The organism is Carnimonas nigrificans ATCC BAA-78 (assembly GCF_000526695.1).
GTDB lineage: Bacteria > Pseudomonadota > Gammaproteobacteria > Pseudomonadales > Halomonadaceae > Carnimonas > Carnimonas nigrificans.
The window spans coordinates 30,968-51,558 of record NZ_JAGO01000003.1; the positions used below are offsets into that span (position 1 = coordinate 30,968).

General features: G+C 54.9%; 19 protein-coding genes and 1 other RNA gene. 6 read left to right on the plus strand and 14 right to left on the minus strand.

Going from position 1 to position 20,591, the window contains the following annotated elements:
* Positions 1-225 precede the first annotated feature (225 nt).
* Entirely contained in the window at positions 226-918 is a 693-nt protein-coding gene (gene rlmE / locus L881_RS0100730) for a 23S rRNA (uridine(2552)-2'-O)-methyltransferase RlmE (protein WP_025731817.1), read from the minus strand.
* A gap of 150 nt (positions 919-1,068) precedes the next feature.
* Here rlmE and yhbY point away from each other — a divergent pair, with 150 nt between their 5' ends.
* Positions 1,069-1,395: a ribosome assembly RNA-binding protein YhbY gene (gene yhbY / locus L881_RS0100735; RefSeq protein ID WP_034578046.1), complete on the plus strand. Its 327-nt coding sequence runs from the start codon at positions 1,069-1,071 to the stop codon at positions 1,393-1,395.
* Between the two features lie 60 nt (positions 1,396-1,455).
* Here yhbY and L881_RS0100740 read toward each other — a convergent pair whose 3' ends face one another.
* From L881_RS0100740 to grpE, 10 genes are all read right to left on the minus strand, one after another.
* Entirely contained in the window at positions 1,456-2,256 is an 801-nt protein-coding gene (locus tag L881_RS0100740; RefSeq protein ID WP_025731819.1) for a sulfite exporter TauE/SafE family protein, read from the minus strand.
* A 130-nt stretch (positions 2,257-2,386) separates the two neighbouring features.
* A complete protein-coding gene (gene greA / locus L881_RS0100745) occupies positions 2,387-2,863 on the minus strand; it encodes a transcription elongation factor GreA (RefSeq protein ID WP_025731820.1) in 477 nt (158 codons plus the stop codon).
* Entirely contained in the window at positions 2,860-6,096 is a 3,237-nt protein-coding gene (carB, locus tag L881_RS0100750) for a carbamoyl-phosphate synthase large subunit (protein WP_025731821.1), read from the minus strand. The genes greA and carB overlap by 4 nt, the downstream gene beginning before the upstream one ends.
* A gap of 93 nt (positions 6,097-6,189) precedes the next feature.
* Positions 6,190-7,341 carry a glutamine-hydrolyzing carbamoyl-phosphate synthase small subunit gene (gene carA, locus L881_RS0100755; protein ID WP_025731822.1) on the minus strand — a complete coding sequence of 384 codons (1,152 nt, stop codon included), beginning with the start codon at positions 7,339-7,341 and terminating at the stop codon, positions 6,190-6,192.
* A 370-nt stretch (positions 7,342-7,711) separates the two neighbouring features.
* Positions 7,712-8,347, minus strand: coding sequence for a LysE family transporter (locus L881_RS0100760; RefSeq protein ID WP_025731823.1), 636 nt, complete (start codon positions 8,345-8,347; stop codon positions 7,712-7,714).
* Positions 8,348-8,413: 66 nt separating this feature from the next.
* Positions 8,414-9,448: an MBL fold metallo-hydrolase gene (locus L881_RS0100765; RefSeq protein WP_025731824.1), complete on the minus strand. Its 1,035-nt coding sequence runs from the start codon at positions 9,446-9,448 to the stop codon at positions 8,414-8,416.
* 59 nt (positions 9,449-9,507) lie between these two features.
* A complete protein-coding gene (gene dapB / locus L881_RS0100770) occupies positions 9,508-10,323 on the minus strand; it encodes a 4-hydroxy-tetrahydrodipicolinate reductase (RefSeq protein ID WP_025731825.1) in 816 nt (271 codons plus the stop codon).
* Positions 10,324-10,497: 174 nt separating this feature from the next.
* Positions 10,498-11,643, minus strand: a complete 1,146-nt coding sequence (gene dnaJ / locus L881_RS0100775; RefSeq protein ID WP_025731826.1) for a molecular chaperone DnaJ — start codon at positions 11,641-11,643, stop codon at positions 10,498-10,500.
* A 205-nt stretch (positions 11,644-11,848) separates the two neighbouring features.
* Positions 11,849-13,783: a molecular chaperone DnaK gene (gene dnaK / locus L881_RS0100780; protein WP_025731827.1), complete on the minus strand. Its 1,935-nt coding sequence runs from the start codon at positions 13,781-13,783 to the stop codon at positions 11,849-11,851.
* A 175-nt stretch (positions 13,784-13,958) separates the two neighbouring features.
* The gene (gene grpE / locus L881_RS0100785) at positions 13,959-14,552 is read right to left on the minus strand and encodes a nucleotide exchange factor GrpE (protein ID WP_156926461.1); all 594 of its coding nucleotides are present in this window, start codon (positions 14,550-14,552) and stop codon (positions 13,959-13,961) included.
* Positions 14,553-14,829: 277 nt separating this feature from the next.
* Here grpE and recN point away from each other — a divergent pair, with 277 nt between their 5' ends.
* Positions 14,830-16,509 carry a DNA repair protein RecN gene (gene recN / locus L881_RS0100790; RefSeq protein ID WP_025731830.1) on the plus strand — a complete coding sequence of 560 codons (1,680 nt, stop codon included), beginning with the start codon at positions 14,830-14,832 and terminating at the stop codon, positions 16,507-16,509.
* A 95-nt stretch (positions 16,510-16,604) separates the two neighbouring features.
* Here the strand turns inward: recN and fur are convergent, their stop codons facing one another.
* Positions 16,605-17,060: a ferric iron uptake transcriptional regulator gene (fur, locus tag L881_RS0100795; RefSeq protein WP_025731831.1), complete on the minus strand. Its 456-nt coding sequence runs from the start codon at positions 17,058-17,060 to the stop codon at positions 16,605-16,607.
* 74 nt (positions 17,061-17,134) lie between these two features.
* Here fur and L881_RS0100800 point away from each other — a divergent pair, with 74 nt between their 5' ends.
* Positions 17,135-17,548 carry an outer membrane protein assembly factor BamE gene (locus tag L881_RS0100800; RefSeq protein WP_025731832.1) on the plus strand — a complete coding sequence of 138 codons (414 nt, stop codon included), beginning with the start codon at positions 17,135-17,137 and terminating at the stop codon, positions 17,546-17,548.
* A 92-nt stretch (positions 17,549-17,640) separates the two neighbouring features.
* Here the strand turns inward: L881_RS0100800 and L881_RS0100805 are convergent, their stop codons facing one another.
* Both L881_RS0100805 and L881_RS0100810 read right to left on the minus strand, forming a co-directional pair.
* Positions 17,641-17,979 (minus strand): RnfH family protein, encoded by a 339-nt coding sequence (locus tag L881_RS0100805; protein WP_342664089.1) that lies wholly within the window; start codon positions 17,977-17,979, stop codon positions 17,641-17,643.
* Entirely contained in the window at positions 17,936-18,373 is a 438-nt protein-coding gene (locus L881_RS0100810; protein ID WP_025731834.1) for a type II toxin-antitoxin system RatA family toxin, read from the minus strand. Before L881_RS0100810 ends, L881_RS0100805 begins: the two co-directional genes overlap by 44 nt.
* A 188-nt stretch (positions 18,374-18,561) precedes the next feature.
* Between L881_RS0100810 and smpB the strand changes: the two genes are divergently transcribed.
* The 3 genes from smpB to L881_RS0100820 form a co-directional block, all read left to right on the plus strand.
* Positions 18,562-19,041, plus strand: coding sequence for an SsrA-binding protein SmpB (smpB, locus tag L881_RS0100815; protein WP_025731835.1), 480 nt, complete (start codon positions 18,562-18,564; stop codon positions 19,039-19,041).
* Between the two features lie 102 nt (positions 19,042-19,143).
* Positions 19,144-19,522, plus strand: a transfer-messenger RNA (tmRNA) gene (gene ssrA / locus L881_RS13505).
* A gap of 807 nt (positions 19,523-20,329) precedes the next feature.
* The coding region (locus L881_RS0100820; RefSeq protein ID WP_025731836.1) for an IS3 family transposase at positions 20,330-20,591 on the plus strand (262 nt) is incomplete at its 3' end.

Below are 20,591 nucleotides of genomic sequence, written 5' to 3' on the forward strand. Positions count from 1 at the left end.
GCTACGGCTGCTCGGTCGAATGCCGGAAGCAGCCCTATTCTTTACTGCACATTCGGGAGCGACGGACGCCTCAGACGTCGCGGCCTATAAATATCTTAGTTAAGCCTTAAACCAATAAAGCCAAACATGGCATATGTTGCCTTGGCCCCACATACCTTTATACATGGTACATCAAATGGGGCTTAAACCGAGAACTTGCAACCAGCAAAAATACTGCGAGCGCAACTATTCCCCCTTGAAACCCTTGCCCAGCAGATATACCTCACGAGAACGAGCACGAGAAGCCGCTGGTTTACGAGTCACTACCTTGGTAAAGGAAGAGCGCAAATCCTTCAGATAGGATTCAAATCCTTCGCCCTGAAAAACCTTCGCCAAAAAATCGCCATTTGGCTTCAATACCTGCCGCGCCAGATCAAGCGCCAGCTCAACAAGGTACATGGCGCCGGGCTGGTCGATCGCATTCTGACCGCTCATGTTCGGGGCCATATCGGATATCACCAGATCCACCCGAGTATTACCCACCAGCTCCAGGATCGCCTCCAGCACAGCGTCCTCGGTGAAGTCACCTTGCACGAACTGCACACCCGCCAGCGCTTCCATCTCAAGAATATCGGAGGCCACAACGCGGCCGGTATCACCGATACGCTGCGCCACCACCTGACTCCAGCCACCGGGCGCTGCCCCCAGATCAATCACCGTCATGCCTGGTGAAAGCAGCTTGTCCTTGTCGTCGATCTCAAGCAGCTTGTAGCTTGCTCGCGAGCGATAGCCGTCCACCCAGGACTGTTTGACGTAAGGGTCGTCAAAGTGCTCCCGGAGCCAGCCCGCACTGGTGCGACTGGCCGAGTGTTTACGCTTGGGGGAAGAGTCGCCGCTTTCCTTGCTGCGACCGCCTTTACCGTCAGATGTCCGAGACACAAAAATCACCTAAAATTAACAACCACTGCACCCTGTTTCGTGCAGCCCTCGGTTCAATCAGGGCTGGCGGCGCTTTCACTATCCACGCAATGGCTGGGTGCGTTACACTTAAAGACCGAACAGCCACCGTTACAGGCGTCACAAACTACCATGCCGCAACATTCAACTCAAAAGCTGACCAGCGCACAAAAGAAAAGCTTCCGAGCCATTGGTCACCACCTCGACCCCGTTGTTCAGATATCTGAAAACGGTATTAGTGAGGGGGCTTTGGCGGAGCTTGATCGTGCGCTGAGCGACCACGAACTTATCAAGATCAAACTGATGAGTCGTGAACGTGAAGAGCGAGAAGAGCAACTTAATGCGCTATGCGATCACTCCAGGGCTGAATTGGTGCAGAAGATCGGCAAGATGGCGCTGCTTTATCGGCCCAATCCCGATACCCCTGCACGCCTTTCCAACGTTCGCCGCTTCGGCTGATTGATCGCTGTCAGCGCTGCCCCGCCTGTGAAAGCCTTGCGGAGCAGCGCGTTGTCCCGCCTAGAGAATAAAGCTCATCCCTACGCAAAACAGTAGTGCGGCAAACAGTCCGCGCAGCATCTTTTGCGACAGCCGATGCGCCAGCGCAACGCCCACTCGGGCAAACAGCATACTCATGATCGCCATGCCCACCAGCGCAGGCAAATAAACATAGCCCAGGCTCCAGTTAGGCAGGCTCGGATTGCCCCAGCCGAAGAACATGAAAGAGAGCGAGCTGAATAGCGCGATTGGCATACCGCCCGCCGCGGAAGTTGCCACCGCCTGACGCATGGGAATTCCCTTCCACGACAGTGCCGGCACGGTGAGCGAACCACCACCCACTCCAAAGATGGCTGACGCCCAGCCGATAATCAGCCCAGCAATCTGCAACCACAGCGGTTTGATAGTGACATGCTCCTGATCCTGTGAAGGATCACCTTTCGGCCTGAGATTCAGGGCCATCTGAATCGACATGCAAACGGCGAAGATACCGATAATCAGCTGTAGCTTATCGCCGGGAATCCAGGTAGCGGTTAAGGAACCGAGTACTGCACCAACCAGAATGCCCATCGCCATCCACTTGAACAGGTCCCAGCGCACCGCTCCTTTCTTCTGATGCCCCAGCACCGAATTAACAGAAGTGAATAGAATGACAGCGAGCGAGGTTCCTACCGCCAACTGAGTAAGCACGGTAGGGTCAATTCCCTGAGCCTTAAAAGCGAAGACCAGCGCGGGCACGATGATAATACCGCCCCCCACGCCAAACAGTCCTGCCAGTACGCCGGAACACGCCCCAACCACCATGTACAGCACAAACTCCATAACCTCTCTCCAAAACACCTGATGGCGTCGTTATTGTTGCGTTTATTGTCATGTCACAAAAAAAGCGCCCAGCGGAAATACCGTGAGCGCTCTTCATCACGACAGGAGCATCAAGGCTCCCGTTCGCGTATTACAGATGCTCGACGTCGCTGATCTCGTACTCGACGTCGCCACCGGGCGTACGCACCAGCACCACATCGCCCTCTTCCTTGCCGATCAAAGCACGGGCAATAGGAGACGTGACCGACAGCAGGCCATTCTTAATATTAGCTTCATCTTCACCGACAATGCGATAGCGCACCGTCTCATCGGTATCAAGATTTTCAAGCGTGACCGTGACCCCGAAGATAACCTTGCCGGTTTTCGGCATTGATTTAACGTCGATAACCTGCGAGGCCGACAGCTTGCCTTCGATCTCCTTGATACGCGCTTCGACAAAGCCCTGCTGCTCACGCGCCGAGTGATACTCTGCGTTTTCCTTCAAATCACCGTGTTCACGCGCTTCAGCGATAGCCGCAATGATGCTGGGGCGTTCAACGGTTTTTAACTCTTTCAGTTCTTCGCGAAGGCGGCGTTCGCCTTCCACGGTCATAGGCACTTTGATCATGCCAAATCTCCTGCATGAAGATCCTTAAGCCGCCGTACCGTGATCTGATCGCCGTATTCGAGCGCCAAACAAACAGCGCGAGCGCCCGCTAGCGTGGTCGCATAGGGCACTTTATTGGCAAGAGCAGTACGGCGAATCTCGGAAGAATCGTTGATGGCCTGCCGACCTTCAGTGGTGTTAACGATGTAGTCCACCTCGCCGTTTTTGAGTGCATCGACGATGTGAGGACGACCTTCGGATACCTTGTTGACAGGCTGTACGGGGAGCCCGGCAGACGAGAGTGCCTGGGCGGTCCCGCGAGTGGCGATCAGATCGAAGCCCAATGTTATCAGAGAGTGTGCCACTCCGGTAATACCCGATTTGTCGGGGTCACGTACAGAAAGGAAGGCAACCTTCTTGCCATCACCTGCCAGCGACGGAATCGGTTCGCTGGCGCCCAACTGGGCCTTGAAGAAGGCTTCCGCAAAGGTACGGCCGCTGCCCATGACTTCACCAGTGGATTTCATTTCCGGCGACAAAATGGGATCGACACCAATAAATTTGGCGAACGGGAAGACCGCTTCCTTGACGCTATAGAAAGAAGGGATCACCTCTTCAGTGAAGCCCTGAGCTTCGAGGCTGGTACCTTCCATGCAGCGAGCAGCAATCTGGGCCAGCGATGTACCGATACATTTCGAGACAAAAGGCACCGTACGTGAGGCGCGCGGATTCACTTCAATGATGTAAATCTCGTTATCCTGCCACGCCAGCTGCACGTTCATCAGACCTACCACGCCCAGCTCTCTGGCCATGGCCTTGACCTGCTCGCGCATTTCATTCTGCACATCTTCCGGCAGAGAATAAGGCGGCAGCGAGCAGGCGGAATCTCCCGAATGCACTCCAGCCTGTTCGACGTGCTGCATAACGCCACCGATGACCACCTGCTTACCATCGCTTACGGCATCAATATCAATTTCGACCGCTGCCGACAGGAAGTGATCAAGCAGCACCGGACTATCGTTGGAGACCTTGACCGCGGAAGTCATGTAGCGCTCAAGCTCTTGCGGCGTGTAGACGATCTCCATCGCCCGTCCGCCCAGCACATAGGAAGGGCGCACCACCAGCGGATAGCCGATCTTCTCGGCCTTGGCAAAGGCTTCGTCGAAGCTGCGCGCTGTCGCATTGGGCGGCTGCCGTAGCCCCAGCTTGTCGATCATTTTCTGGAAACGTTCACGGTCCTCGGCACGATCAATGGCATCGGGGGTAGTACCAATAATCGGCACCCCGGCAGCTTCAAGATCGCGAGCGAGCTTCAGCGGCGTCTGGCCGCCAAACTGTACGATGACGCCCTTCGGCTTCTCTTTATCGACAATTTCCAGCACGTCTTCCAGCGTGACCGGTTCAAAATAGAGGCGGTCAGAGGTGTCGTAATCGGTAGAAACCGTTTCGGGGTTGCAGTTCACCATGATGGTTTCATAACCATCTTCGCGCATGGCAAGCGCTGCATGGACGCAGCAATAGTCGAACTCGATCCCCTGACCAATACGGTTTGGCCCGCCACCCAGCACCATGATTTTCGGCTTATCGCTGGGGTTGGCCTCACACTCTTCCTCATAGGTCGAGTACATATAGGCCGTCGAGGTCGCGAATTCGGCAGCACAGGTATCGACACGCTTATAGACCGGGCGAATATTCAACGCATGACGATGGGCGCGCACCTCCTTCTCAGAGATACCCAACAGGGTTGCCAAACGAGCATCGGAGAAGCCCATCCGCTTCACGCGATAGAGCAGGTTGGCATCAAGCTGTTCGAGCGAGCCGGCACTGATGTTCTGTTCCGTTTGCACCAGTTCTTCCAACTGGCTCAGGAACCAGGGGTCAATCCAGGTAAGATCGAAGATCTGCTCAAGGGTGAAGCCCGCACGGAACGCATCGGCTACATAGAAGATACGGTCACTGCCAGCGCGCTGTAGCTCGCCCTTGAGAAGGCTGATGCTTTCTGCATCGAAATTTTCGAGCTTGGCGTCCAGACCATCGACACCAGTTTCCAGACCGCGCAACGCTTTCTGAAGGGATTCCTGGAAGGAACGCCCGATCGCCATGACCTCACCTACCGACTTCATCTGCGTCGTCAGGCGATCATTGGCCTGCGGGAACTTCTCGAAGGTAAAGCGCGGAATCTTGGTGACTACATAGTCGATGGATGGCTCAAACGACGCCGGCGTAGCGCCGCCAGTAATATCATTTTGCAGCTCATCGAGGGTATACCCGATGGCGAGCTTGGCCGCGATCTTGGCAATCGGGAAGCCAGTAGCCTTCGAAGCCAATGCAGAAGAGCGGCTGACGCGAGGATTCATCTCGATGACGACCATGCGCCCGGTCTGCGGGTCAACGCCGAACTGCACGTTGGAGCCACCGGTTTCCACGCCGATTTCACGCAGCACAGCGAGAGAAGCATCACGCATCACCTGATACTCTTTATCGGTGAGCGTCTGTGCGGGCGCTACGGTAATCGAGTCGCCCGTGTGAACGCCCATCGGGTCAAAGTTTTCGATGGCGCAGATGATGATGCAGTTGTCGTTCTTGTCGCGAACGACCTCCATTTCATACTCTTTCCAGCCGAGCAGCGATTCATCAATCAACAGCTCATGGGTCGGCGACAGATCAAATCCGCGACGGCAAATCTCTTCGAATTCTTCGCGGTTGTAAGCCACACCACCGCCAGAGCCGCCCATCGTGAAGGAAGGACGAATAATGCAGGGAAAACCTACCTCAGCCTGAATTTCCCAGGCTTCTTCCATGTTGTGCCCAACACGAGCGCGCGGCGTTTCAAGCCCAATCTTGCGCATCGCTTTATCAAAGCGGTCACGATCCTCGGCTTTATCTATCGTGTCGGCATTGGCGCCGATCATTTCAACGTTGTATTTCTTCAGTACGCCGTGGCGCTCAAGATCGAGCGCACAATTGAGTGCCGTTTGCCCGCCCATGGTCGGGAGCACCGCATCGGGCCGCTCCTTGTCGATGATCCGTTCTACCGTCTGCCAGGTGATCGGCTCGATATAGGTGGCGTCAGCCATGACCGGGTCGGTCATGATGGTAGCCGGGTTGGAGTTGACCAGAATGACGCGAATGCCCTCCTCGCGCAGCGCCTTGCAGGCCTGTGCGCCGGAGTAGTCGAATTCACAGGCCTGACCGATAACAATAGGGCCAGCGCCGATAATCAGGATGCTTTTTATGTCAGTACGTTTAGGCATGACGTTTCCCGCGTTCTGCGATGAAGAGCTGGGCGAACGACCCAGCACTTGGAATGTGATAGCTGCGCAATCGCGCCTGCGCAGTCAGCTAAATCAGGCGTTGGCGCGCTCTGCCAACATGGCGACAAAACGATCAAACAGTGGCGCCATATCCTGAGGGCCGGGGCTTGCTTCTGGGTGCCCCTGGAAGCTGAAGGCCGGGCAGTCGGTGCGCTCTACCCCTTGCAGGGTGCCATCAAACAGCGAGCGATGCGTGGCACGCAGCGTGTCGGGCAGCGTTTTTTCATCGGTCGCGAAGCCATGGTTCTGACTGGTAATGAGCACCTTGCCGCTGGCGATATCGAGTACCGGGTGGTTGGCGCCGTGGTGACCATTGACCATCTTGACCGTCTGCGCACCGCTCGCCAGCGACAGTAGCTGATGCCCCAGGCAAATACCGAAGACGGGCAGCTTGCGTTCGCAAAATACCTTGATCGCATTGATAGCGTAGTCGCAAGGCTCGGGATCGCCCGGCCCATTGGAGAGAAATACGCCATCAGGGTTGAGCGCCAGCACCTCTTCGGCACTGGTTTCGGCAGGCACGATGGTCAACCGGCAGCCGCGCTCGGTCAGCATGCGCAGAATGTTGTACTTGGTGCCGAAGTCATAGGCGACAACATGATAGGGAAATTCAAGCGCTTCTGAGGTGCTATATCCCTTGCCCAGCGTCCACTGCCCCTGATGCCATTCAAGACGCTCCTTGGTCGATACTTCACGGGCGAGGTCCATGCCCTTGAGGCCGGGAAACTCGCGTGCCAGCGCAATGGCGCGTTCGGCTGCGTCATCACCTTCAGCCGCACTTCCAGCCAGAATCGCGCCATTTTGCGCGCCTTTGTCACGCAGCAGTCGTGTCAGGCGACGGGTATCAATATCGGCAATACCAACCTTGCCTTGAGCGCGCAGGTATTCATCCAGTGCCTGCTGACTGCGAAAGTTGCTAGCGAGACGGGGAAGATCACGAATAACCAACCCGGCAGCACACACCTGTGCTGATTCGACATCCTCGGCATTAATGCCGGTATTGCCGATATGGGGGTAGGTAAGGGTAACGATTTGTCGCAGATAGGAGGGGTCGGTGAGAATTTCCTGATAGCCAGTCATTGCTGTGTTGAACACAACTTCACCACTGGTCTGGCCCTCTGCACCGATAGAGATTCCACGGAACACACTGCCATCCGCCAAGGCCAGTATCGCGGGGTTATTCAAGGCGTCATCCTCCGATGCATGCGTTGTTCAGCGCCCCTGGGACACCGCGCTCGCGGCGCTGGAAACGCTGAACATATAAATGTGAAAGGTGCTATGCCTCTGGCCCGGGCGTAAAAAAACGGGACGAATCCCGAAGGTTTCATCCCGCTTCCAAGCGCATATTTCAAGGCATCAACAGTAACATTAGTGGCCACTCCTGAATGGCGTTCACTCGGACTGCCGAGCCTTGCGCGGGGGCAAACCTTGCCCGAAGCCAAATTGTAGAGATTCTACTTGATTTCTCACTTAATAACCAGAGGCGAAATAAACGCAGCCTCCACATTTTACACAGCCTTTCAACCTTACACCGGCAGGAGCAATACGAGATTCATCAGAACAGTGTAGCCGCAATCACCACCGCGAATACCACGAATACGATGCCGGTAATCAGATCAATGGTCGCGCTCTTGCGCTCATAAAACCGTCTTACGGAGGCGAACGAAAAGGTGCGGGACACCAGCAGGAAAAACAGCAGCGACTCGAAGGCCACGATCATAACGATCAAATAGCGCGAAAACGCATCCATTTCGGGCTGAATAAACAGCGAAAAGATACTGCCAAAATAGACCACGGCCTTGGGGTTGGAGAGATTGGTAAGCAGCCCTTTAAACAGGCTTTTTCCATAGCCTGCCTCAATGCGCACTTTCTTGTCTTCAACCGCGAGTTCATCATTGCCCGTACTGGTTTTATTGCGCCCCGCAGCAATCAGCTGCACGCCCAGCCATAGAATATATGCAGCGCCCAGCACTGAAATGGCGATATGAACCGGCCTGATGGCTACGATAATCGAAAGCCCAGTTACCGCGAGCGTGGCCCACACCAGTATGCCCACCACTACGCCCAGGGAGGCAACAAAGGCTTGTTTTAATCCACGCTGAACAGAAGTTTGAGCAACAAATAAAAAATCAGGCCCAGGTGAGGCCAGCACCCCCAGATGAATCAACATCAAGGGCAATAAGTTAATCATGCACTACGATCCTTGAAACAAGTACCGGCACTTCTCGAATGAATGCCTTGTATCTCTCTGTTATTACTACGATTTTTTGCTGTACGTCGCAGTACGACCCGCCTGGGGTACGCAAAACGCATCTGCGCTTAGCCCTGCATCAGCCACCAGCTGCTCAAGCCGTTCCTGCGGCTCGAACTGTGCATCGTCGGCCAGCGCAAAGCAACCGAAATGGCACGCCACGCTGTGCTGCGATTTTACCATCCGGTGCGCCTGAAGTGCCTCATCTGGCCCCATGTGTACCGGGCTCATGAACCATTCAGGGCGGAAGGCACCTATCGGCAGAAGCGACAGGGTCATCGGCCCATAACGCTCGCCAACTTCAGTAAAGAACTCACCGAACCCCGTATCTCCTGCGAAGTAAACCGGGCCTGCGCTGCTTTCAAAAACAAATCCGCCCCATAGCGTGGTGCGTTTGTCCCACAACGAACGGGCTCCCCAATGACGCGCAGGCACAAAGTGCAGCCTATGCCCGCCGAGGTCGGCGCTCTGCCACCAATCCAGTTCGGTCACACGGGAGATGCCCGCATCCTTGCACAGACGCGCGTTGCCAAGCCCTACATACAGATGAACATCAGGAAAGCGCTGTGCAATCTCTCTCAGCGCCCAGACATCGCAGTGATCATAGTGGTTGTGGCTCAGCCAGATGGCATCAATACGGGGCAACTCATCCAATGCGATACCCGGCGCATGAAATCGCTGCGGCCCCGCAAAGCTGAAAGGGCTGACACGAGTTGACCACACCGGATCAGTCAGCACATTAAGACCATCGAACTGGAGCAGAAAGGTCGAATGGTTAACCAGGGTGACCTGAATTTCATTCGTCGAAGGTGCAGGCAGTGGCTGCCACGACGAATGAGGTAACGACTGCCAGCTCCATTGGGGCGTGTTGCCCTTACGCTCTCTGCACCACTTTTTGAAATCACTGCGCGAAAGGTTATGTGAGGCCGGAACGTTATAAAACTGCTTGCCATCGAAGTGATCGCTGACCGGGCCGCGATAACGATAGGCGCAGGCAAGCCCTTTGATGGTCAACCAAAAGAGAGGCGCTGATCCAGCCATGCTGTGTATTCCCTTGTCATGAAACAGTCGTTACAGGGCAACGTTGCTACGTTCTGACGTTATTTCGCCGCCGTTTTCAGCCCCAGCATGTCCTGCATATCGTAGTAACCCGGCGACTGCGCCGCCGCCCACAGCGCTGCGCGCACTGCGCCATTGGCGAAGGTCATGCGGCTCGAAGCCTTATGAGTGATTTCGATCCGCTCTCCTTCCGCCGCGAAGGTAACGGTATGCTCGCCGACGATATCGCCCCCACGAATTACGGAGAAGCCGATTTCGTCGTCGCTACGTGGACCGCACTGTCCTACCCGAGAAAATACACCACAGTGCTCAAGATCGCGCCCAAGCGCATCCGCCACCGCACGCCCCATCATTAGCGCCGTGCCTGATGGCGCATCCACCTTATGACGATGGTGCGCTTCGGTAATTTCGATATTGAAGCCGGCATCACCCAGAGCGCGGGCAGCGGTTGCCAGCAGATTGAGCGACAGGTTGACGCCGGTACTGTAGTTTTCTGCGTAAACCAGAGGAATAGCACTGGCGTGATGTTTGATTTCCGCTAGCTGCGACTTGTCAAAACCGGTCGTACCGATAACTGCCGCCTTGTTGTGTTCAGCGCAGAAGGCGAGCGCGTCCATGGTGGAAGCGGGGGTAGTGAAATCAATAATGACATCGAAATCAGCGCTTTCGCCAAGCGTGCCGGTTGCCGCTACGCCGATTTTTCCCAGACCGCAGATTTCACCAATATCAGCCCCCAATAACGAGCTGCCCGGCCTTACCACTGCCGCGACGAGCTGAGCTCCTTCCATTGCGTGCACCGCCTGTACCAACATGCGCCCCATTCTTCCTGCGGCACCTAACACTACCACTCGCGTCATTGTGCTACCTCAACTGTTCGCAACCCTACAATTCGTTACTGAAGCATAACCGCTTGGACTTCCGCACGCACGGCAGCTTTCCCAAAGGCGGGTAGCTGCCGCCCGCTTCTCCATCATAAAAAAACCGGAACGCCAGCTACCTGACGTTCCGGTTTGACGAGGAGCGCGACGCACTTACGAGCGCATGTCCTCAAAGAACTTCTTCACGCCGTCAAACCAGCTGCTCTTGCGCGGAGAGTGCTTGGTATCAGTGCCATCCAGCGTTTCCTGGAATGAACGCAGAATGTCCTTCTGCTTTTCATTGAGGCTCACCGGCGTTTCTACCACCACCTTGCACATCAGGTCGCCCTGAGCACCACCTCGTACTGATTTGACGCCCTTGCCACGCAAGCGGAACTGACGGCCGCTCTGGGTTTCGGGAGGAATCTTCAAGTTCACACGCCCATCGAGGGTGGGCACTTCAAGCTCGCCCCCCAGCGTGGCATCAACAAAGCTGATCGGCACTTCGCAATAGAGATCGCGGCCATCACGCTTGAAAATAGAGTGTTCCTTCACGTTCACCTGAACGTAAAGATCCCCTGCCGGGCCGCCGTTTACGCCGCCTTCACCTTCGCCATTGAGACGAATGCGATCACCGGTATCAACACCTGCCGGAATCTTGACCGATAGCGTGCGGGTTTCGCGAACACGACCTTCACCATGACACTTGCCGCACACCTGATCGGGGATTTCCCCTTTACCACCACAGGTGGGGCACGCTTGCTGTACAGCGAAGAATCCCTGCTGCATGCGTACCTGCCCCATTCCGTTACAGGTAGAGCATGAGTGTTTCTTGGTGCCAGGTTCAGCGCCGTCACCGTGGCAGTGTGCACACTCCGCCATGCGCGGTACGCGAATATCAACTTCTGTGCCAGCGACAGCAGACTCCAGGTCGATATCCAGGTTGTAGCGAAGATCAGCACCGCGAGCCGCGCCGTTGGCACCACGGCCGCCGCGTCCACCGCCGCCGAAGATATCGCCGAAGACGTCACCGAAAATATCGCTGAAGCCGCCACCACCGAAACCACCGCCGCCGAAGCCGCCACCGGCCTGGCCATCTACGCCTGCATGACCGAATTGGTCATAAGCTGCGCGCTTGTCGCCATCAGAGAGCACTTCGTAGGCTTCAGAGACCTCGACGAAACTTGCCTCGGCAGCCTCATCGCCCGGGTTGCGGTCAGGATGATATTTCTGCGCAAGGCGACGATACGCCTTTTTGATCTCTTTCTGGTCGGCGCTTTTTGCGACACCCAGTACTTCGTAGTAGTCACGTTTTGCCATAAGTCCAACGGCCTCCAAATAGCCGTTCAGGCTTTTGCCCAGGCAGGAAAATCCCTGCGGAGCCAATCTTTAACTGAAAATAAGAACAGAACTCGCCTCGATACCAAGGGGTATTGGAAGCGAAGCGGCGCGGGAGCCTTCGCCCCCGCGCCTGAGAGACTGATACCTCCAGCCTTATGGCCGGGAAGGCATCAGGTATCGCCTGTTACTGTTTTTTGTCGTCGTCTTTGACTTCTTCGTACTCGGCATCAACGACATCATCATCAGCCTTGCCTTCGCTACCAGCGGCAGCTTCTGCGGCACCTGCTTCAGCACCACCCTGCTGTTCAGCGTAGAGCTTCTGAGCCAGACCACTGGAGGCTTCAGTCAGCGCGTCAAGCTTGGACTGGATAGTATCCTTGTCATCGCCCTTGAGCGCTTCTTCCAGCTCGCTGATGGCTGCTTCGATTTTCTCTTTCTCGCCTGCTTCAGCCTTGTCACCGGCTTCTTCAAGCGTTTTACGGGTCGCGTGAATCATGCCATCGGCCTGGTTACGCAGCTGTACCAGCTCTTCAAACTTCTGGTCTTCAGCTTCGTGCGCCTCGGCATCCTTGACCATTTTATCAATCTCGTCGTCGGTCAGACCACCAGACGCCTTGATTTCGATCGACTGTTCCTTGCCGGTCGCCTTGTCTTTGGCCGACACGTTCAGGATACCGTTGGCATCAAGATCGAAGGCAACTTCGATTTGCGGAGTTCCGCGTGGTGCTGACGGAATATCAGCCAGATCGAAACGGCCCAGCGACTTGTTCTGCCCCGCCTGTTTACGCTCACCCTGCAGCACGTGAATGGTCACGGCTGTCTGGTTATCTTCTGCGGTAGAGAAGGTCTGCGTTTTCTTGGTCGGGATAGTGGTATTTTTCTCGATCAGAGGCGTCATGACACCGCCCATGGTTTCGATACCAAGCGTCAGCGGGGTAACGTCGAGCAGCAGCACGTCTTTAACGTCACCGCCAAGTACACCACCCTGGATGGAAGCACCAATGGCGACCGCTTCATCAGGGTTCACGTCCTTGCGTGCCTCCTTACCGAAGAACTCGGCCACTTTGCTCTGTACCAGCGGCATACGAGTCTGACCACCCACCAGGATGACATCGTCAATGGCAGAAGCAGAGAGATCAGCATCAGCCAGTGCAGTTTTACATGGTGCCAGCGAGCGCTGAACCAAGTCTTCTACCAGCGACTCAAGCTTGGCGCGAGTAACCTTGACGTTCAGGTGCTTCGGTCCAGTGTTGTCTGCTGTGATATACGGCAGGTTGACATCGGTTTGCGGCGCAGAAGATAGCTCGATCTTGGCTTTTTCAGCTGCTTCTTTCAGACGCTGCATGGCGAGCGAATCACCCGACAGATCAATGCCGCTGTCGTTTTTGAATTCGCTGACCAGATAGTCGATCAGTTTGGTGTCGAAATCTTCACCACCCAGGAAGGTATCACCGTTGGTAGACAGCACTTCGAACTGAGTCTCACCGTCAACGTCAGCCACTTCGATAATGGAGATATCGAAGGTACCGCCACCGAGGTCATAAACAGCGATGGTTTTGTCACCGCGCGCCTTGTCCATGCCGTAGGCAAGCGCAGCAGCGGTCGGTTCGTTGATGATACGTTTGACATCAAGACCTGCAATGCGGCCTGCGTCCTTGGTGGCCTGACGCTGATTGTCATTGAAGTAAGCCGGTACGGTGATAACCGCTTCGGTTACTTTCTCGCCGAGGTAATCTTCGGCGGTTTTCTTCATTTTCTTCAGTACTTCAGCACTGACCTGCGGCGGAGCCATTTTCTGGCCTTTCGCTTCTACCCAGGCATCACCGTTGTCGGCTTCAGTAATGGTATAAGGAACGAGTTTGAGATCCTTTTGAACTTCATCATCGCTGAATTTACGACCGATCAAACGTTTAACCGCATAAAGCGTGTTGTTGGGGTTGGTGACTGCCTGACGTTTGGCAGCCTGACCCACCAGCACCTGGTCATCGTCTGTGTACGCAACGATAGAGGGCGTTGTGCGAGTGCCTTCTGCGTTTTCGATAACACGTGCCGAGTCACCATCAAGTACTGCCACACAGGAGTTGGTAGTACCAAGGTCAATTCCGATAATGCGTCCCATAGGTTTCACCTCGATTCCGATTCACTTGGCGGTATGTACCACCAATCAATATTCATGTTTGTAAGTTCGGCGCTGAAAGCTTTGGTAATAGCTCTATGCCGTTCGACTGCTTGGGTATATAAGGGCGCTTGATAGCGTTTCAAGGGGCATTGTGATAACAACGCCTCAAAGCCACTCAGGGCGCCTTGCTGACCACCACCATCGCTGGACGCACTACACGGCCATTGAGGGAATACCCTTTCTGCATCACGTCAATTACGGTATTAGGCTCGACTTCAGGATTGGGCACCATCGTCATTGCTTCATGGTATTGCGGATCGAAAGGCTCGCCTTGCGGATCAAATACCTCAACGCCCTGTTTCTGCAGGGTGCTTTGCAGCATGTCGCGGGTCATTTTCACCCCTTCAAGGTGAACATCTTCGGTTCCCTGGCTCTGCATGGTATCGAGCGCTTTTTCAAGGCTGTCAGCGACCGGCAGCAGATCCTTGACGAACTTCTCAAGCGCAAACTTGCGCGCCTTTTCGACATCCTGCGCAGCACGTCGACGTGAATTCTGCGCTTCAGCCGCCGCGCGCAGCGCCTGATCCTTCGCATCGGAAAGCTCTGCTTCCAGTGCTTCTACACGCTGTTCAAATGCAGCGCTGTTATCCGGCAGCTCTTCCTCTACTACGCCTTCAACAACACTTTCTTCGCGCTGCTCTTCACCCTGCCGAGACTCATCAGTAACGTCATCTTGAGGATGGCGATTCTCTTCTGGCTTCTGAGACATTGGTTTCTCCTGAATAGTCTGTTACCGCTCGTTTTACTGCACACGGTAATGCTGAGCTGCTGCGCGCAGCGGCTATCCTGCCACGCTGCGGCGCTTGAATAAGTTGACACACATAGAATGGGGTTGGCGGCGCTAATCTCAAGACGGAATCCAGCCTAAAGCTGCACAAAAAATGCTGTATATTTTTCCAGGAGGCGTGTTATAAACAGTCAACCTGTATGCATACACATGCTCTCTACTCCCCACGCTAGCCTTTCAGGCCATCAGGAGAAGATCAATGCTCACTCAGCTCTCCATCCGCGATTACGCAATTGTCGATCGCCTGGAACTCGACTTCAGTCACGGCATGACGGCCATTACCGGTGAAACCGGAGCAGGCAAATCTATTTTGCTGGGGGCGCTCTCATTGTGTCTGGGCGAACGGGCCGAGAGTGGCTGTGTGCGTCACGGGTGTGAGCGCGCCGAATTGACGGCCCGATTCGATCTGTCGCAATTGGACACCGCTCGCGCATGGCTTGATGCCCGCGAACTGGGCAGCAGTGAGTGCCTGTTGCGCCGTACCGTCTCCGCAAACGGTCGCACCCGCGCCTGGATCAACGGCACCCCTTGTACCCTGGCTGACCTCAAGACACTCAGTGAGTTACTGATTGACGTGCATTCTCAGCATGCGCACCAATCATTACTGCGCGAACAGCAGCATCAATTGCTGCTCGATGAATACGCGGGCGTTACCGGGCAGGTGGCTGAGCTTCGCGTTCTCTATAAAGAGTGGTCACAGGCACGCAAGCGTCTGAAACAGGCACAGGAGAGTGGCAGCGAAGCGCAGGCAAGACGCCAGCTATTGCGCTATCAGGTGGAGGAATTGAACCATCTGGCGCTGGCAGAGGATGAGCTTCATCACCTGGAAGAGGAACAAACACGCCTTGCCCATGCCGAGCAGTCGCGCCATCAGGCGCAGGTAGCACTGCACTGCTGTAGCGATGACGAACAAGGGGCAACGGCCAGACTCATTCAGGCAAAAGGCGCACTCCTGGAACTGCCAGGCGCTCACGAGGGTGCCGTTGCCAACGCTATTGCCCTGCTCGAAGAGGCCAGTATTCAACTGGATGAAGCCGGCGATGAGCTAGCGCGCTTCATTGATGGCGAAGAACTTGACCCTGAACGACTCGCCTTTGTCGATGAACGTCTCGCCGATGTGCACCGCATTGCACGCAAGCACCACGTTATGCCCGATGAAGTGGTCGCTTTGCATACCCGGCTTGCGCAAGAGCTTGAGCAGCTGGACATGAGCGATGACGACCTGGAAGCGTTAAGCGTGAAGGTACGCGAACTGCGTGATCAATGGCGCACACTGGCACAGCAGGTCTCGGAGGCTCGCACCGCCCACGCAGAAGAGCTGGCGCAGCAGATACAGCAGCAGCTCAGCTTCCTCGGCATGGATAAAGCCGTATTTGAAGTTTCCATCAACCGACGTGACAACGCCCAGCCAGAAGGCATGGATCACATTCAGTTCCTGATAAGTGCCAACCCGGGCCAGCCACCGCGGCCATTGCATAAAGTGGCCTCTGGCGGTGAGCTATCGCGCATCAGCCTCGCTATCCAGGTAGTGGCTGCCGCGCACAGCACTATTCCTACGCTGGTGTTCGATGAAGTAGACGTAGGTATCTCCGGTGCCACCGCTGAGATCGTGGGACGCCTGCTACAGGAACTTGGCAACCAGGGCGCCCAGTTGCTGTGCGTTACTCACCTGCCTCAGGTGGCGGCCCAGGCACATCGACATGTGCATATCGAAAAACAGCAGCATGATGAAGCCATGCTGACTCATATGTCGGTACTGGATGAAGGCGGCCGCGTCAAAGAGCTGGCGCGTATGCTGGGCGGCGTCAATCTTTCAGAACGTACCCTGGCCCATGCCCAGGAGATGCTTACCGGCGGCCAGCGCCCTGCACGGCATTAACCTCAAACTCCATTGCTCAGATACAACAAAGCCTCATTGCCATGACTGGCAATGAGGCTTTTTGCTTTTGCGTTTGGCTCTACTACTGAGCCGGATCAGCTACCGCGGCGGCTGGAACCGTCCTGACGGGTAGCTTTCGATCCTTTCGGGCGCACATAAAGCACCAGCGCGTGATCGACCAGTTCATAGCCGCGCTCTTCGGCCAGCTCACGCTGGCGACGTTCGATTTCGCGATCGAAAAACTCGACCACTTCACCGGTTTCAAGGCACAGCATATGATCGTGATGATCTTCCTGGGCAAGCTCGAATACCGCGTGACCGCCATCAAAATTGTGGCGCACTACAAGCCCTGCCGCTTCGAACTGCGTCAAAACGCGGTACACGGTGGCGAGACCGACATCTTCACCTGCTTCAAGAAGCGAGCGATAAACGTCTTCGGCGCTCATGTGAAGGTCTTCTTCCCGAGTTGCTTCGAGAATTTGAAGAATCTTCACCCTCGGCAAGGTGACCTTTAAGCCTGCCTTGCGTAACTCTTGATTCCTGTCGGCCATTGGAAGCTCTTCGCAGTCACTGGGTGTATCGGTTATGATCGACCAACGCAAACGATATGGAAACTCTGGGGCAAATGCAAAACTCGATCAGAATCATCACTCTATTCTGCACGATCAGCCTGATATCAGGCTGCAGCCTTTTCAGCGTCTACAAGCGCGATGAGCCACAGGGCAACCTGATTACTGCTGAAATGGTGCAAACAATCAAGCCGGGCATGACGCGCGAGCAGATCCTGTACGTAATGGGAGCACCGGTGCTGAACAATGCATTCGATGCAGACCAATGGGATTACGTTTACCGTTTGAATGCGTCTGACGACAAAGTATACATCAAACGCGTCAGCATTACGTTCGAGAACGACAGGGCGGTCAATATCGAGAAAGACGGCGATATCGACAACACGCCACTGGTCAAGGCTCAGGGCGGCCCGGCAACGGAAACCACCGTATCGCAAAATCCAGGTGGCCCCGCAGTCAACACCAACTGATGCAGCCTCAGCTCCAAAAGGGGCTGAGGTGAGGCGTTGTCACGTAAGGCGCAGCCTGCATCACTAGCCGCATTGCTATGCGGCTGGTGCTGCTATGGGTTGCGCTTATTGCTGGCGCGCGCTCTTCTGGCCTGCTTTGGGTCTATTTTGAGCGGCGCATAAGCCTCTATTCGGTCACCTTGCTGAAGCTCTGTCGCAGCAGGGTCATGTACCTTCTGCCCAAATATGCCCAATGGCGCCTCTCGCCAATGTTGTTCCTGCGCAGGAAGAAACATTGCTTCCAGCCCCTGCCGGTAGCCCTCTGCTACCGACGTACCCTCATCGACTCTAAGAGCTACAAGGCGTTGCTCACCCCCGGCAGCAAGCGCTACTTCTATGTCGATCTTCCTAGCCACGTCCATAAACCTGATCGGCTCGACGGGTAAAGGCATCGACCAATTGACCGGCTACTTGTCCGAACAGTTGACCAAATGCCATGCTCAGCAGACGGTTGGAAAAATCGAATTCCATCTCAAGCTTCACCTGGCAGCTATTTTCGCTGAGCGGTTCAAAATGCCAGTGGCCCACCAGGCTTTTGAATGGCCCTTTCACTAGCGAAATATTGATGCGTTCAGGCCCATGCAGCTCGTTGCGCGTGATCATTGCCTGCTTGATTCCCCCTTTAGAGAGGGTCATCTCACCGATAATGTAGTCGTCCGTTTTCTCGATCAGACGCGAAGCCCGACATCCCGGCAAAAACTCCGGGTAACTCTCGAAATCATTCACCAAATCAAACATCTGCTGACTGGAGTGACGTACCAGTGCCGATTTATTGACCGAAGGCATACCTCATCCCCTTGGATACAGCTATCGGGCCTTGCAAGCCCGAGTTTCAGAATCAAAGTATTGAATGATAACATGTTGCCCCCATTTCAACGGATACTCGCGATGTAACCGACCCAATAGCGCTATTCGATTGGGTGCTTCGCGACTCTATTTTCCATTCACACCTGGTTATCGAATCGGGAGATTCCATGGGCAAGAAGAAAGGCCAGAAACAGGGCAGTAACCTGATTGCCCAGAATCGCAAGGCGCGCCACGAATACCACATCGAAGAGACCTTCGAGGCGGGAGTGGCTCTGGCGGGCTGGGAAGTCAAAAGTCTACGCGCAGGTAAAGGGCAGCTAACCGATACCTATGTGCTGATTCGCAATGGTGAAGCGTGGCTGCTTAACGCACAGATTGTGCCTCTGGAAACTACCAGCACACACCATGTAGTGGAGCCAGGCCGTACCCGCAAACTGCTGATTCACAAGAAAGAGATTGCGCAAATTTTCTCTCGCACTCAGGACAAGGGCCACAGTTGTGTGCCGCTGCGCCTGTACTGGAAGAAGCATATCGTGAAATGCGAGATCGCGCTGGTTGTCGGCAAGAAGATGCACGATAAGCGCGACACTGAGAAAAAACGTGACTGGGAGCGGCAAAAAGCGCGGGTTATGCGCGAAAATCGCTAACACTGGAGCGCCTGCACTTGAATTAATACGTGCAGGCCGCATATAAAAAGTCGAGACAGCATTGGCGCAGCAACCGCCTTCTGCTATTCTCGCTACTCTTTCGGGGGCGTTATGGATTCGACGCCGGTGGCAAATCCCGAGGTGCATGCCGAGAGCGTGACGTATCTCGTAAATAAAACGTTACTTTTAAAATAGTCGCAAACGACGAAACCTATGCTCAGGAAGGTGCTCTCGCTGCATAAACCAGCGTGACATGTTCCACCCTGAAGTGATGCGTCCATCCATCACGGATGGGAAAGAGCCCAGTTGATGGAATCGCCCTTCTGTCTGTCTTCGCCTTAAGGGTTAAACTTTAGAAGAATCGCTGCTGCGTATCCTGCCCGTTGGAGGCGTAGTGGCTAAATGAAAAAACGGAACTAAGCATGTAGAGCCGACGGAGGAGTACCGGCGGACGCGGGTTCAACTCCCGCCGCCTCCACCAATTCAAAGGCCCTGAACGGCAACGTTCAGGGCCTTTTTCTTTATTAAATTCAATGGATTACGTGATTTACGGGCATTTTTCAGGATTGATCATTTATTGATCAGAAAGACATGATTTGGTCAGCTTTGGGCATGGTTTGGTCAACATTTTGGTCAGCATTCTGAGAGGGGACGTTCGGAAAGGCTTCAGTCTTCCAAGGCTGTACCAGCCCCTTGTCAGGTGCCTTATTGAAACGTCCATGAATTCATGGGCACGCTGCCGCCCTCTTCTCTGTAAACCGCAACATACCGCAACGTTTTGCCACGTTTTCATGGCCACTAAAAACCGCTGTATCCCTGACTGCCTCTGGGCGCATTGAGTTTTTGACACTGCAACGTTTTTAACGATGCGTGCAAAACGCAGGCGCGGGGGGCATTGCGCGAAACGATGTCTGAAAGGCGTCACGAGAGCGCCTCAAACAGGTTCATGAAGGCGTTCATTGCACATCTAATGGTATGGCATAGAGTGGATGGAAAGCAGATCAGAAGGCAGACAGGAAAATGCCACAAAACCAGCAAATACAGGCATCTCTCGATCTGAACACTTTCTCGGCAGGAGAGCTCTACTGGCGAGGGATGTACAATATCCGAATCACAGAGAAATACTTAGCGGTTAGTGCGAATACCCTGAAACTAGGTTCTGTCTGAAAAGTCCTACATGTTAGCCTTTCGCTGTTGACGAAAGGAGATGGCCTGTGTAGTGGCACAGTGAATCTGGCCACCTGACTTTGAGTGTATGATGGCTCACAGAGACAATCAGGTGCAGATGATGACGAAGAAGAGAACGTTTAGCCCGGAATTTCGCTTGGAAGCGGCCCAGCTCGTGGTCGACCAGGGCTACACGCTGAAGGCGGCGTGTGAGGCCATGGGGGTTGGCAAATCCACCATGGAGTATTGGGTTCGCAGGCTTCGCGCTGAGCGGGCAGGCAAGGCGCCGCTGAAAGGTGAGGCTCTGACGCCGGAACAGCGTGAGATCCAGGAACTGAAGCGCAAGCTGCGGCGAGTGGAAGAAGAGAAGGCAATATTAAAAA